Consider the following 15008-nt stretch of genomic DNA (forward strand, 5'->3'; position numbering starts at 1 on the left):
GCACGCTCACTCCGCGCGCATCGCCTCCACCGGATCCAACTGCGCCGCACGCGCCGCCGGGTAGATGCCGAACAGCAGCCCCACCCCGGAGCTCATGAACAGCGACAGCGCCACCGCCCAGGTGGGCACCACCGCCGGCACGCTGATGACCCACTTGGCCAGCATCGTCAGGCCGTAGCCCAGCCCCACGCCCAGCAGGCCCCCTAGCAGCGCCAGCATCACCGCCTCGGTCGCGAACTGCGCCAGGATGCGTCTGCGCTTCGCGCCCAGCGCCTTGCGCACACCAATCTCGCGCGTCCGCTCCATCACCGACACCAGCATGATGTTGAGGATGCCGATGCCGCCCACCAGGAGGGACAGCAGGCACACGCCGAAGCTGGCGGCGCGGATGACCGTGGACAGCTCATTCACCATCCGCGTCATCGACTCGTTGGTGTGGATCTCGAAGTCGGAGGGCAGGCCCTCGTGCACGGCCCGCCTGCGCCGCATCAACACCGTCACCTCGTCCTGCGCCCGGCCCATCACCTCCGCCGAGTGGGCCTGGATCTTCACGTCCAGCGAGCGGTCCTTTCCATAGAGCGTCTGGAAGGTGCTCATCGGAATGAAGACGATGTTGTCCATGCTCATCAGGCCCAGGTAGCTGCCGCGCGCCTGCAACAGCCCCACGACCGTGAAGGGGCGGTTCTGGATGCGCACGGTGCGCCCCAGCGCGTCGCGCTTCTCCGGGAAGAGCGCCTCCGCCACGTCCACGCCCAGCACGGCCACGTAGCGCGTCTCCTTGTGGTCCATGTCGTTGAGGAAGCGCCCATCCGACACCGTCAGCGAACTCGTATCCGCCGCTTCCGGCGTGGCGCCCTTGATCTCCACCGTGGGCCGCGTCTGCGCCGACGCTGACGCCACCTTCTGGCCCCACTGCGGAAGGCTGGCGGACGCCTGCGCCACCGACGGGCAGGACTCGCGGATGGCCTCCACATCCTCCAGCGTGACGTTCTTGCGCTTCGCGTACTGCTGCCAGTCGTAGCGCCCCAGCCCCAACGGCCACTTGTTCAACTCGAACGTGTTGGAGCCCAGCTGCGCCAGGTCTCCGTTCACCTTCAGGTGCAGGCCCTCGATGAGCGCCATCATCACGATGACGGTGGTGACCCCGATGACGATGCCCAGCAGCGTGAGCAGCGAGCGCAGCGGGTTGCCCAGGAGCGTCGAGAGCGCGAGGCGCAGGTTGTCCAGGAGCACGGGCATGGGTGCCTACTCGTAACGGAGGGCTTCCACCGGATCCAGGTTCGCGGCACGCGCGGCCGGCCAGATGCCGAACAGCAGCCCCACCACGGCGGAGAAGAGGATGCTGCTCACCACCGTGAGCGGCTGGACCGCCGCGGCCAGCGGACTGAAGAGGGACACCAGCTGGGCCGCCGCCAATCCCACCGCCGTGCCCAGCGTTCCGCCCAGCGCGGACACCGCCGACGCCTCCATGAGGAACTGCAGGATGATGGTGCGCCGATGGGCTCCCAGTGCCCGGCGGACGCCGATTTCGCGGGTCCGCTCGCGCACGGACACCAGCATGATGTTCATGATGCCAATGCCTCCCACGAGCAGACAGATGAGGCCCACTCCCACCGCCACGCCATAGAGCGCCCCGGTGAGCTGCGCGTAGGTGTTCGCCAGCATCTCCGGACGGTTGAGCGTGAAGTCATCCGGCTGCCCGGGGGGCGTGCCCCGCACGCGGCGCAGGATGCTCACCAACTGCTGCTCCGCCTGCTGCACATGCTCGGGCCGGTCCACCTTCATGGAGATGGACAGCGACTTCTCCTGGCCAAAGCGATCCACGAAGGTGCGGAAGGGCACGAACACCCGCAGGTCCTGGTTCGTGTCCAGCATCCGGCCCTTGGGCGACAACGTCCCCACCACCCGGAACGCCCTGCCCTCGATGCGCACCTGACGCCCCAGCGCGGGCACCTTCGGAAACAGCGCGGCCACCACCTCCGAGCCGAGCACCGCCACCGCCTGCCCCGAAGCGTCGTCCTCCGGCGTGAGGAAGCGCCCCGTCTTCACCTCCAACGCTGTCGTCTCCTGGTAGTCCTGCGTGACGCCCGCGATCTCCACCTTGGAGACCTGCTCGCCGTCCGCGGCCACGTCCGCCTGGCGTTGAACATGCGGCGAGGTATGGCTGATGAACGTGGCCTGCAACCGCACCTGCTCCACCTGCTGCACCGTGAGCGGCTTGCGCTTGCGGTACATCCACCAGTCCCCGGTCATCACCCAGGGAAAGCGAGACGCGACCACGGTGTGCGGCCCCAGCGACGCGAGCTGACGCTCGAAGGAGCTGTTGAGGCCCTGGATGATGCCCACGATGGCCAGGAGCGTGGCCACGCCAATCCCGATGCCCAGCGTCGTGAGCCCCGTGCGCAGGCGGTTCGCCGCCAGGGAGAAGAGCGCGATGCGCGCCCCCTCATAGACATCCACCCGCAGGCTCATGAGGAGACTCCCGCACGCCGAGCCGGCCGGACGCGGCGCACCGTCAGCGCCAGGGCCCTGTCACCACCTGCCCTCGGGGCTCGTCTCTTCTCGTGTTCCATGAAATCCGCGACAACGTATCAGTGACGGGGAGGTGGGACCAGCGACCGTGGCCGCGCGTGAAGCTTCACGGCGTGAGCTGGTAGAGCCGGTACTCGTCATCGGAGTACAGCAGGGTGAACTCGGGGTGCGCCGGGTCCGTCGCCTCGAACACCGCGTGCGTGGCGCCGTAGCGGGAGCCCAGCCCCCGCAGGCGCGCGGCGTCCGAGTTCTGGTAGCCCTGCTTGAGCACCGCGCGCATCGCGTTCACGCGCTCCTCCCAGGTCTTGCCTCCGTTGTCGCGCGTGGCGAGCACGTCGAAGGGCTGGCACCCGCAGAGCGCTTCCATGCGCTGCTTCCAGTCCAGCATGAAGGCCAGGCTGAAGGAGCCCTCCGCCCCGTCCTTGTACGTGGTGAACGTGGCGCGCTTCGCCCCGAAGCGGAACGCCAGGTCCCACTCGTGGAAGAAGGGGGGAAGCACCACCAGCGCGTCCTTCGGCAGGTGCTGCTCCGACCACGCCATCATCCGCCAGCCCTTGTACATGTCCAGGCGGGGCAGGAAGTTGGGCGGCACCTTGAAGTAGTAGATCCGGATCGCGAGGATGAGCGGCGCGGCGATGACTCCCAGCGCCACGGGCCAGCGCAGCCCCATGGGACGGGGAGGCGTCCGCGCGGCGGGCCGCAGCAGGAAGACCGCCAGCATCGCCGGGAAGGACACCTCCAACTGGACGGTGGAGAAGCCCAGGTACAAGAGCGCCGCCGCCACTCCGGGGAGCTTGCGCTCGCCGGGCGCGGGCCATGTCTCCAGGAGCCACGCCGCGCCACAGACGGCCGCGAGGTAGGGCACGAAGCGCAGGACCTCCAGCAGGTGCAGGTGCAGCGCCGTGGGCAGGTGCAGCACCTCCGTGCCCAGCACGCCCAGGACACAGGTGAAGGCCACGCCGCACAGGTACGCCTCCACCGGGCGGCTGCGGTGCGCGCGCAGGGACAGGCCCAGCACGACCAGGGGCACCAGCAGCTGCAACCACACGACGGCGGTCCAGTCGCGCGGATAGTGGTGCCAGCTCACCAGCACGCGCGTCAGCAGCACCCATTCGTCGGGCGGCGGGAAAGGCACCCCGGCGGCGGCCCCCTGACGCAGCATGGGCACCAGCAGCGGTGAGGCCGCGAGCATGCACAGCAGCGGGCCGGTGACGATCGCCAGGCGCTTCTCGCGGTCGAAGAGCGCGGCGAACCACAACAGGATGGCCGCATGGATGGCCGTGGTGGGGTGGATGAGGAACACCAGCCCCGTGAGCACGAAGGCGGCGCCATAGCGGCGCTTCACCCCCAGCACCAGCGCGAACAGCAGCGGCCCCAGCGACACGGTGCGGTTGAGCACCAGCTCGTCCAGCATGGGGATGCCCGCGTAGCTGCGCGGAATCAACACCGACAGCATCGCGACCGTCGCCACCCACTCCGAATACCGGCCCGGATAGAGAGCGCGCGCCAGGGCAGAGGTGCCCGCCAGCATCAGCGCGACGGACGCGATGTGGACGACGGCGTACAGCACCTCCACCGGAACGTGGCGCACCAGCGGCACCTGCAGCGTCCAGAAGAAGCTCGGGTGGTTGGCCGCCGCCTCGATGAGCGGATCCCCCTTGAGCAACGACGGATCCAACTCCCGCAGCAGGAAGCCCAGGTGGATGGCGTGGTCGACGATGCCGAAGGAGTAGCCGTTGATGACGAACCAGGTGCAGGTGAAGAGCGCCAGCACCGCCAGCCGGAACCCCCAGCTCACCCGTTCCTGAAACACTTCTGGCCGAGGGACTTCCGCTGACATGACTTGCGTTGCTCTCCGGCAGCCAGGCACGTGCCCCGAACCGCTCCATCTCTCTACCGCAAGTTCGCGGGTATCGGGGAGTATCTGGGGCTTCCGGGCCTTCCTTTTTTGTGAGATGCAGGGAGGGCTTGTGCGTGTGACACGCGGCGAGGCATTCGTCGCGGAGCGCCGCCCTCCTGGAAGACTCGCATGACCGAGCCCGTCGGCCACTCCCGCCGTTTCCTGTTGCTCTGGGTCGCCCAGACGGTGTCGCTCGTCGGCTCGCACCTCACGGCGTTCGGCCTGGGCGTCTGGGTGTATCAGAGCACCCAGTCGACAATGATGTATTCACTGGTGGCCCTGGCCAACCTGGCCCCGCGGGTGCTCTTCGCGCCGCTGATGGGCGGGTTCGTGGACCGCCGCGACCTGCGCTCCGTGTTGATCGCCGGCCATGTCGGCGCCGGGGTCTGCTCGGTGGCCATCGCCCTGCTCTTCTTCACCGGGCGGCTGGAGGTCGCGGCCATCATCGGCCTGTTGACGCTGGCGGCCGTCTTCAACGCCATCCACCTGCCTGCCTTCAGCAAGGCCACGGCCCTGCTGGTGCCGCCCGAAGGCCTGGGCAAGGCCAACGGGCTCACGCAGCTGGGGGTCGCCCTGGGGTATCTGGTGGCGCCGCTGATGGCGGGCATGCTGATGCCCCACATCGGGGTGCTGGGCATCCTGCTCATCGACCTGACGACCTTCGTGTTCGCCGTCGCCGTGCTGGGCGGCCTGCGGCTCATCCCCTTCGACACCTCCGTGGGAACCCAGGGCCATGCGTCCGACCCGCTCCTGTTCCTGCGGGACGCGGCCGAGGGCTGGCGCTACATCCGCGCGCGCCGGGGGCTGCTGGTCCTGCTGCTGCTCATCACCGCGATGAGCTTCAACCTGGGGATGATCCAGCTGCTCATCACCCCGCTGATGCTGTCCTTCGCCAGCGTGCCGGTGCTGTCCCTGGTCCTCTTCACCGGAGGCATGGGCATGGTGGTGGGCAGCGTCGCCATGATGTCGTGGGGTGGCCCCCGCCGTCGCGCCCAGGGCGTGCTCGGGTTCCTGCTGCTCCAGGGGGTGTTCCTGCTCGTCGGCTCGCTGCGGCCCCTGGCGCCGCTGGTGGCGGCCGGGGCCTTCGGGGTGCTGCTCACCGTCCCGCTCATCACCGCGTGCGACCAGTCCATCTGGCAGCGGCTCATCCCCACGGAGATCCACGGGCGCGTGATGGCCGTGCACTCGGCGGTGTCCGGGGCGTCGGTGCCGGTGGCCTACCTGCTGGCGGGTCCGCTGGCGGATCGCGTCTTCGAGCCCTGGATGATGCCGGGAGGCCTCTTGGCCGGAAGCGTCGGTCCCCTGATTGGCGTGGGTCAGGGCCGGGGTATCGGGCTCATCTTCGCGGTGCTGGGCTTCGCCACGTTCCTGTTCGTCGCGCTCGCGGCCCTCTCCTCCAGCCTGCGCCGCGTCGAGGATGCGCCCGCGGTGCCCGTCGCCTCCGCGCCGCCCGCGGAGGACAACCCGCCAGCTCTGGCCAAGGCCGCGGGCTCGGAGCGCTCCTGACCGGAGGCCGCCGCGCCTACCCGCGCGAGGCCTGCTTCGGCTGGGAGACCGGCGAGAGGGGACGCACCTCGTCCCGCATCGGGAGCGACACCGTCCGGCCCTGCGCTTCCGCGGGAAGGGCCACGTCCGGCAGGCGGTCCAGGCGCTGCCGCAGCCGCGCCAGACCCCAGAGCATGCGCAGGGCGTCCATGCCGGGGACGATCTTCGAGCCTTCAACGTCCGCCCAGTCGATGGGGACCTCCAGCGCCCGGGCCTGACGCCGCTTCATCAACGCCAGCAATTCCACATCCAGCAGCCAGCGCTCTTCCTTCAACACCGGCAGCAGCGGCTTGAGCAGCGAGGCGCGGAAGAACTTCACCCCGCATTGGGTGTCATAGAAACGCAGCTGGAATTGTAAATCTGTGAAGGTCGCGAAGAGCCGGCCCTGGAGGTGACGGAAGAGATTGCGGCTCACCTGCCGCCCCGCCATGAGGATGCGAGACCCGGCCAACACATCCACGTCCGGGGACGCCGCCGCCAGGGCCGCCAGCCGGAAGAAGTCCGCCGCGCCCACCGAGCCATCCGCGTCCAGGAATGCCAGCCACGCCGCCTCGGGTGAGACACTCCGCCAGCCGCGCCGGATGGCGGACCCCTTGCCACCGTTGCGCTCGGCGGCCACGTAGGAGACGCGGTGGGGGGAGCCTGCCCGTGCCAGCATCGTCTGGGCGGCCGTCACACAGGCGCGCATCCGCTGCGCGTGTTCCGGGGTGCTGCCATCGTCGGAGACGATGATCTCCACCACGGGGAAGGGCTGTCCGATGCCCGCCTGGACCAGCTCCCCCACGTAGGGAGGAAGCCGCTCGCCTTCATTATATGCAGGGATGATGACGCTGACGGTGACCGGGCTCACGTCATCAGCATACACACCTTTTAGACTGATTTCTCCTGTTTTATTAAATAAACCGGTTGAGACAGGAGTCTGCATATTCATGGGAGGTGGCGGAAGACGCCGATAGCAAGTCTCTCTGAATGTCCCGTATTATCGATGTCCATGATGGACACCGAACGGGCCCCCGCTGGCGCCCTCCCGCATTCACCGGAGGCCGCGTCGCCGCCTCTTGTTACCTCCTGGATTGGCTCGCGCGCCGAAACCCTGGGCGCCGCCGCGATCATCATCCTCACGTGCCTGTGGGCCTTCCTGCGCCTGCGCAACGGCGAAGTGGCCGCGGACGAAGGGGTGCATGGCCTGCAGATCGTGACCCTGGCGGGTGGCAAGCTGGAGATCGCCAAGGGCCTGACGATGTTTCCCGGGTATCACGTCGTGCTGGTGCTGCTGGCCGGGCTGACGGGGGCGCGCACGTCCACGGGCATCCGGACGCTGAGCATCCTGGTGAGCCTGCCCGTCATCCCCATCTTCTACCTGCTGATGCGACAGGTGAACCCCCGCTTCTCCGCGGTGGCGACGCTCCAGCTGGCCTTCCTGCCCATCCTGTTCCCGTTCTTCTTCCTGCTCTACACGGACGCGTTCTCCCTGCTGCTGGTGCTGGTGTCGGTGCTGCTGGTGTTGCGCCAGCGCCGCAAGGCCGCGGCCGCCGTCGCCATCTTCTCCGTGCTCGTCCGGCAGACGAACATCATCTGTCTGGCGTTCGTGCTGGGGCTGGCCTACCTGGAGGATCACGGGCTCACGCTGTCCCGGCAGCAGCTGGTGTCGTTCCTGCGCCGGCACCTGCTCTTCGTCGTCGGACTGGTGGGGTTCGCCGCCTTCGTGGTGTTCAACGGCGGGGTGGCCGTGGGGGACCGTTCCGCGCACCCGCTCAAGTTCACCCTGGGCAACGTGTACCTGTTCCTCTTCCTCTACTTCTTCCTGTCGCTGCCCACGAACCTGGCGGCCCTGCCCGCCGCCCTTTCGGGCCTGAAGGACAAGCGCGTCCTGGCCTTCGCGGTGCTGCTGTACGGGGTGTTCATGTACACATTCGTGAATACCCACCCCTACAACCAGCTCAGCGTGGAGGCCTTCCGCTTCTCCGACGACGCGAAGTTCGTGGGACAGGCGCCCTTCCTGCGCAATCAGTTGCTGCACATCGCGACCCAGGGGGCCCTTCCCAAGACGCTGTTCTTCATCCCGGTGCTGCTCTCCAGCCTGCTGCTGCTGAAGCTGAAGCTGGTGCAGCCGCGCTTCCTGCTCATCTACCCGCTGACGCTCCTGCTGCTCACGCCGTCCTGGCTCATCGAGCAGCGCTACTGCCTGGTCCCCCTGGCGCTGTTGCTGATGGCCCGCGAGCGCACCTCCCCGAAGCTCGAATACGCCACCGCCGCGCTGGCCTTCGTGGGCGCCGTGTTCTTCGCCTACGGAATCGACCAGTACCTGTTCTTCCTCTGAGAACAGGGCCCACGGGCCTTCACGTCACATCGGGGTGAAACGGCGAAACCCACTGAGACGTTTTTCCGGTGAGTATTGACAGTCCAGTGAGACCCGGTTTATCAGAATGACTTGGTGTGCCATCACCGGGAAGGGTGCTTCTTCCCGGTGCTGCGACGACATCCTCACGCCCCTCCGACAGGCATTTACCCCGTCACCTGGGAGCGGCTCCTGTCGCCGACTCTTGGGGATTCGACCCTTCGTCCCGCCGTGATGCGCGCCCCCAGCCCCGATCCCGATTCGTTCGCGACCCTTGTCGACGTGCTTCGCTTCCGGGCGGAGCACCAGGAAGGGGCGCTGCTCTACCGCTTCCTGGAAACCGGAGACGTGGACGGTCCGACGCAGGAGTGGACGTTCTCGCACCTGGACCGGCTCGCGCGAGGCATTGGCGCGATGTTGCAGGAGGCGGGGGCCACGGGGGAGCGGGCCCTGCTGTTGTTCCCTCCGGGGCTGGAGTTCGTGTCGGCCTTCATGGGCTGTCTGTACGCGGGCGTGGTGGCGGTGCCCGTGTATCCGCCGGAGCCGGGCCGCCTGGAGCGCACCCTGCCCCGCCTGCGCGCCATCGCCCAGGACTGCGGCGCGCGCTACGTGCTGACGACGTCCTTCCTGCGGGAGATGGCGGAGGTGATGTTGCCGCAGGCGCCGGAGCTGGCGTCGCTCACGTGGCTGGCCACGGACGCGACCACCGACGCGCAGGCGGAAGGCTGGCGCAAGCCGGACGTGGGCGCGGACACGCTCGCGTTCCTCCAGTACACCTCCGGCTCCACCGGCACGCCCAAGGGCGTGATGCTGAGCCACGCGAACATCCTGCACAACGAGCGGCTCATCCGCCGGGGCTTCGGGCACGACGCGAAGCACGCGGTGGGCATGGGCTGGCTGCCGGTGTTCCACGACATGGGGCTCATCGGCAACGTGCTCCAGCCGCTGTACCTGGGCTTCCCGTGCACGCTGATGTCGCCCATCGCGTTCCTCCAGCGGCCCCTGCGCTGGCTGGAGGCCGTGTCCCACTACGGCGCCACGACGAGCGGCGGTCCCAACTTCGCGTATGACCTGTGCGTCCGGAAGGTCACCCCCGACGTCCTGGAGCGGCTGGACCTGAGCCGCTGGACCGTGGCCTTCAACGGCGCCGAGCCGACGCGCGCGGAGACGCTGCGCCGCTTCACGGAGACGTTCGCGCCCCGGGGCTTCCGACCCCAGGCGTTCTACCCCTGCTACGGCCTGGCGGAGGCGACGCTCATCGTCACGGGCGGCACCGCGATGGCCGGGGTCCAGGAGCTGACCGTCGACTCCGACGCGCTGGCGCACGACGAGGCGCGGAAGGTGGCGCCGGAGGACGCGGGTGCGCGCGTGCTCGTGTCGGTGGGACGCAGCGCGGAGGATCAGCAGCTGCGCATCCTGCACCCGGAGACGCGCACCGCCTGCGCCCCCGGCACGGTGGGGGAGATCTGCGTCGCGGGCCCGAGCGTGGCCCTGGGCTACTGGAACCGTCCGGAGGAGAGCGAGCGCGCCTTCGGCACCCGCCTGGAGGACGGCAGCGGCCCCTGGCTGCGCACGGGAGACCTGGGCTTCGTCCTGGACGGCGAGCTGTTCGTCACCGGCCGCCTGAAGGACCTGATCATCCTGCGCGGGCGCAACCTCTATCCCCAGGACATCGAGCTCACCGCCGAGCGCGCGCACCCGGCGGTGCGTCCGGGCTGCACCGCCACCTTCTCCGTGGACGTGGAGGGCGAGGAGCGCCTGGTGCTGGTCACCGAGGCGGACCTGCGCGCGAGTCCCACCGGAGCCGTCGGCGTCATCGAGGCCATCCGCGGCGCCATCGCGGATGAGCACGCGGCGCAGGTCCATGCCGTCGTCCTGGTCGAGCCGCGCACGATCCCCAAGACGTCCAGCGGGAAGATCCAGCGCCGCGCGTGCCGCGACGCCTTCCTGCAGGGCACGCTGGAGGTGGTGGAGCAGGCGGTCGCGGCGCCGGTGGAATCCGCGCCCCAGGAGAGCGCCAGCGAGGTGCTGGCGCCGCTGCGCGAGGTGCTGCCCGCCACGCCGGAAGGTGAGCGGGCGGAGCGGGTGGAGGCGTTCGTCCGCGCCGAGGTGGCCCGCGCGAGCCGCGCGGCTCCGGCGAGCCTGTCGCGCGACGTGCCCCTGGCCGGACTGGGGTTGGATTCGCTGGCGGTGATGGAGTTGCAGGGGCGCCTGGAGGCGTCGCTCGGCACGTCGGTGCCGGCCACGTTCCTGTGGGAGCATCCGACGCTGGCGGCGGTGTCGTCCGCGCTGCTGGCCACGTGGGAGCGCTCCCAGCTTGGCACCGTGGTGGAGGGCCCGGCGTTGCGCGCGGGCCCGCTCGACGGCGACCTGCCCCTGTCTCCCGGCCAGTTCCGGCTGTGGTTCCTCGACCGGCTGATGCCGGGCGTGCCGCTCTACAACGTCCAGTTCGGGCTGCGGATGGAAGGCGCCCTGGACACGGACGCGTTGCAGCGGGCCCTGGACGCGCTGGTGCGCCGGCACGCCATCCTCCGCACCGTCTTCCCCGAGGTGAACGGCGAGCCCCGTCAGCGGGTGCTCTCCCCTGCCCCGCTGTCGCTGGGCCGGCATGACCTGACGGCCGTCGCGGCCGACGCGCGGGAGCAGGCGCTGCGTGAGCACGCGCTGGCGCTCGGGCAGCGGCCGTTCTCCCTCACCGAGGGCCCGCTCTTCCACGCGGAGCTGGTGCGGCTGACGGACACGGAGCACGTGCTGCTGCTCACCCAGCACCACCTCATCACGGACGGGTGGTCCATCGGGGTGCTGGCCGGGGAGCTCGCCGCGCTCCATGGCGCCTTCGCGCGTGGGGCCGCGGATCCGCTGGTGCCGCCCGCGCTCCAGTACGCGGACTATGCGCGCTGGCAGCGGGCACTCGTGCCGACCCTGGCCGCGCAGCGCACGTTCTGGGCGCGGGGACTCAACGCGCTGCCGCGCCTGGAGCTGCCGACGGACCACGCCCGGCCCCGGGAGCAGGGCTCGCGCGGTGCCACCGTCACGTTCCAGTTGCCGCGCGACCTCACGGACTCGCTCCGTGCCCTGGGCCAGCGTGAAGGCTGCACGCTCTACGTCACGCTGCTGACCGCATACGCGGCGCTCCTGCACCGCTACACGGGTCAGGAGGACTTCGGCGTGGGCACCGTCGCGGCCCATCGCGAGCGCACGGCGGTGCGGGAGCTGATCGGGTTCCTGGCGAACACGCTCGTCATCCGCTGCGACCTGTCCGGCGGCCCCACGTTCCAGCAGTTGCTGAAGCGCGTGCGGGAGCAGGTGCGTGAGGCGCTGACCCACGGTGAGCTGCCCTTCGAGGAGGTCGTGGCGGCGACGAACGCCTCCCGCTCCGGCGACGGAAGCCCGCTGGTCCAGACGAGCTTCATGCTGGAGAGCCTGCCGGCGGTGACCACCGACGTGCCGGACATGCGGTGGCGGCCGGAGCTGTCCACGCCGGATGGCGCCGTGGCGGGGACGTCCAAGTTCGACCTGTCGCTGGTGTTCGCCGAAGGCCCTGACGGGCTCGCTGGCGCGCTGGAGTTCCGGACGGACCTCTTCGAGGAGGCCACCATCCGCCGGCTCGTCGGGCACCTGGAGGTGCTGCTGCGAGGCGTGGTGGAAGCGCCCGGACTTCCCGTGGGCGCGCTTGCGCTGCTGACCGGCCTGGAGCAGCAGCAGGTGCTGGAGGAGTGGAACCACGCCACGGACAACCAGGGTGGCGTGGCGTGCATCCACGAGCAGTTCCTCGCGCAGGCGCAGGAGACGCCCGACGCCATCGCCGTGGTGCACGACAACGAGTCGCTCACCTACGCGCAGCTGCGCCGCCGCGTCGGGGTGCTCGCCGCCCGGCTGCGGGCGCTGGGCGTGGGGCCGGAAGCGCGCGTGGGCATCAGCGTGGAGCGCTCGCTGGACACGGTGGTGTCGCTGCTCGGCATCCTGGAGGCCGGTGGCGCCTATGTGCCGCTGGATCCGGACTACCCGCGTGAGCGCCTGCTGTACATGCTGCGCGACTGCGGCGCGAAGGTGCTCGTCACGCAGTCGCACCTGGCGGGAGCGCTCGCGGGTCCGGACGTGACGGAAGTCCTGGTGGACGCCCTCGAGGATGGGCCCACGCTGGCGACCCTCGGTCGCTCCGCATCGCCTTCCAACGTCGCCTACGTCATCTACACCTCGGGCTCCACCGGTCAGCCCAAGGGCGTGATGGTGCCGCACGAGACCGTTGCCCGCTTCTTCGCCGCCATGGATCAGCGGCTGGACGGAACGAACGCGGGCGCGTGGCTGGCCGTCACCAGCATCTCCTTCGACATCTCCGTGCTGGAGCTGCTGTGGACGCTCACGCGCGGCTTCAAGGTCGTGCTCCAGGGTGACGAGGCCGCCACCCTGCGCGCCCGCCGCCGCAAGGGGAGCGTGGCGAAGCCGCTGGACTTCAGCCTCTTCTACTTCGCGGACGACTCGGATCAGCCGGGAGACCGCTACCGACTGCTGCTGGAGGGCGCGAAGTTCGCGGACCGCAACGGCTTCGCGGCCATCTGGACGCCGGAGCGTCACTTCCACGCCTTCGGTGGCCTCTACCCGAACCCCTCCGTCACCGGAGCCGCCGTGGCCGCCGTCACGGAGCGCGTGGGCATCCGCGCCGGCAGCGTGGTGCTGCCCCTGCACCACCCGGTGCGCGTGGCCGAGGAATGGTCCCTCGTGGACAACCTCTCCCGGGGCCGCGTGGGCATGTCCATCGCCTCCGGCTGGCACGCGGACGACTTCATCTTCGCCCCCGAGCGCTACGCGAAGCGCAAGGAAGTGATGATGGAGAGCCTGGACGTCATCCGCCGCCTCTGGGCCGGAGAGACGGTCCGCTACCCGGGCGGCGCGGGCACGCCGGTGGACGTGCAGTTGCGCCCTCGGCCCGTCCAGCGCGAGCTGCCCGTGTGGCTCACCGCCGCCGGCAACCCGGAGACGTTCCGGGCCGCGGGCGCGGCGGGCGCCTTCGTCCTCACGCACCTGCTGGGCCAGGGCCTGGAGGAGCTGGGCGGGAAGATTGCCCTCTACCGCGAGGCGTGGCGCGCGGCCGGACACCCCGGCGAAGGCCACGTCACGCTCATGCTGCACACATACGTGGACAACGACGCGGAGCGCGTGAAGGCCCGCGTCGAGGGTCCCTTCAAGGCGTACCTGCGCAGCTCGCTGGACCTGATGTCGGGCATCGGGCGCAGCCTGGGGATGGACGTGGATGCGAAGTCGCTGCGGCCGGAGGACCTGGACCGCATCGTCACGCACGCGTTCGACCGCTACTTCGAAACCAGTGGTCTCTTCGGCACCCCGCGCGGCTGCCTGGCCATGGTGGAGCGGGTGCGCGAGCTGGGCGTGAACGAGCTGGGCTGCCTCATCGACTTCGGCATCGACGCCGACGCGGTGCTGGAGCAGCTGCCCGCGTTGGATCAGCTCCGCCGGCTCGCCGAGCGCGATGGCCGCCGGAGCAGCGATGTCCCCACCCTGCCCGAACAACTGCGACGGCACGGCATCACCCACTTCCAGTGCACGCCTTCCCACGCGCGGGCCCTCACGCTCGACACGGAGGCCGTGGAGGCACTCTCCGGACTGCGCCGGATGCTGGTGGGCGGCGAGGCCCTTCCCACCGCGCTCGCGAACACGCTCCAACAGGCCGTGCCCGGCGGCGTCGTGAACATGTACGGCCCCACGGAGACCACCGTCTGGTCCTCGACGCACGACGTGCGCGAGGCCACGGGCCCCGTGCCCATCGGCCGGCCCATCGCTCGCACGCGGATGTACGTGCTGAACCGGTTCCTCCAGCCCCTTCCCGCGGGCGTGCCCGGCGAGCTGTTCCTCGCGGGCGGCGGCGTGACGCGCGGCTACCACGCGCGGCCGTCGCTCACGGCCGAGCGCTTCGTGCCGGATCCGTTCAGCCAGGAGCCCGGCGCGCGCATGTACCGCACCGGTGACCTGGCAAGGTGGCGCGCCGACGGGACGGTGGAGTTCCTGGGCCGCGTGGACCATCAGGTCAAGGTGCGCGGCTTCCGCATCGAGACGGGCGAGGTGGAGACGGCGCTCTCGCGTCACTCCGGCGTACGCGAGGCCGTGGTCGTGGCGCGCGAGGATTCGCCAGGGGATGCGACGCTCGTGGCCTACGTGGTGGGCACGGCGGAAACGGTTCCCGAGTCCTCCGTGCTGCGAGCCTTCCTCCAACAGCACCTGCCCGAGCACATGGTGCCGTCGCTCTTCGTGGCGATGGAGCGGTTGCCGCTGACGCCCAATGGGAAGGTGGACCGCAAGGCGCTGCCCGCCCCGTCGCAGGCGCGGCGCGACACGGCCACCACCTACGCGGCCCCGCGTGGACAGTTGGAGGAGCGCATCGCCGGGGTGTGGCGCGAGGTGCTGCGGCTGGAGCGCGTGGGCATCCACGACAGCTTCTTCGACCTGGGGGGCCACTCGCTGCAGATGGTGCAGGTGCACCACCGGCTGAAGGCGGACCACCCGGAGCTTCAGTTGGTGAAGCTGCTGGAACATCCCACCATCGCTTCGCTGGCCACCTGGCTGGGTGAGGCTCCGACCGCGCGGGTCTCCATCGAGAGCGCCCAGGACCGGGCCCGCCGTCAGGTCGAGGTCCTTCGTCGCCAGCGCCAGCGAGCCACTCGGAAGGAGTGAGCGGCCCAT

The 15008-nt window shown here is 69.9% G+C and carries 7 protein-coding genes; 3 read left to right on the forward strand and 4 right to left on the reverse strand.

The genetic code is table 11. The annotated features are described in order from the left end of the window. Positions 1–6 precede the first annotated feature (6 nt). From D7Y13_RS00865 to D7Y13_RS00875, 3 genes are all read right to left on the reverse strand, one after another. Positions 7–1239 carry an ABC transporter permease gene (locus D7Y13_RS00865; protein ID WP_120531075.1) on the reverse strand — a complete coding sequence of 411 codons (1233 nt, stop codon included), beginning with the start codon at positions 1237–1239 and terminating at the stop codon, positions 7–9. 6 nt (positions 1240–1245) lie between these two features. Continuing rightward, a complete protein-coding gene (locus D7Y13_RS00870) occupies positions 1246–2472 on the reverse strand; it encodes an ABC transporter permease (protein ID WP_120583328.1) in 1227 nt (408 codons plus the stop codon). Positions 2473–2638: 166 nt separating this feature from the next. Next, on the reverse strand, positions 2639–4330 hold the full coding sequence (locus tag D7Y13_RS00875; protein WP_147444275.1) for a DUF6798 domain-containing protein: 1692 nt from the start codon (positions 4328–4330) through the stop codon (positions 2639–2641). A 231-nt stretch (positions 4331–4561) separates the two neighbouring features. Between D7Y13_RS00875 and D7Y13_RS00880 the strand changes: the two genes are divergently transcribed. Next, positions 4562–5938, forward strand: coding sequence for an MFS transporter (locus D7Y13_RS00880; protein ID WP_120531078.1), 1377 nt, complete (start codon positions 4562–4564; stop codon positions 5936–5938). 16 nt (positions 5939–5954) lie between these two features. Here D7Y13_RS00880 and D7Y13_RS00885 read toward each other — a convergent pair whose 3' ends face one another. Continuing rightward, positions 5955–6827 (reverse strand): glycosyltransferase, encoded by an 873-nt coding sequence (locus D7Y13_RS00885; protein ID WP_233595497.1) that lies wholly within the window; start codon positions 6825–6827, stop codon positions 5955–5957. A 141-nt stretch (positions 6828–6968) separates the two neighbouring features. Between D7Y13_RS00885 and D7Y13_RS00890 the strand changes: the two genes are divergently transcribed. Beyond that, on the forward strand, positions 6969–8297 hold the full coding sequence (locus D7Y13_RS00890) for a Dol-P-Glc:Glc(2)Man(9)GlcNAc(2)-PP-Dol alpha-1,2-glucosyltransferase (RefSeq protein WP_158620349.1): 1329 nt from the start codon (positions 6969–6971) through the stop codon (positions 8295–8297). Positions 8298–8549: 252 nt separating this feature from the next. Beyond that, entirely contained in the window at positions 8550–14999 is a 6450-nt protein-coding gene (locus tag D7Y13_RS00895) for a MupA/Atu3671 family FMN-dependent luciferase-like monooxygenase (protein WP_120583325.1), read from the forward strand. The last annotated feature ends 9 nt before the right edge of the window (positions 15000–15008 follow it).

Source organism: Corallococcus praedator (assembly GCF_003612125.1).
Lineage (GTDB): Bacteria > Myxococcota > Myxococcia > Myxococcales > Myxococcaceae > Corallococcus > Corallococcus praedator.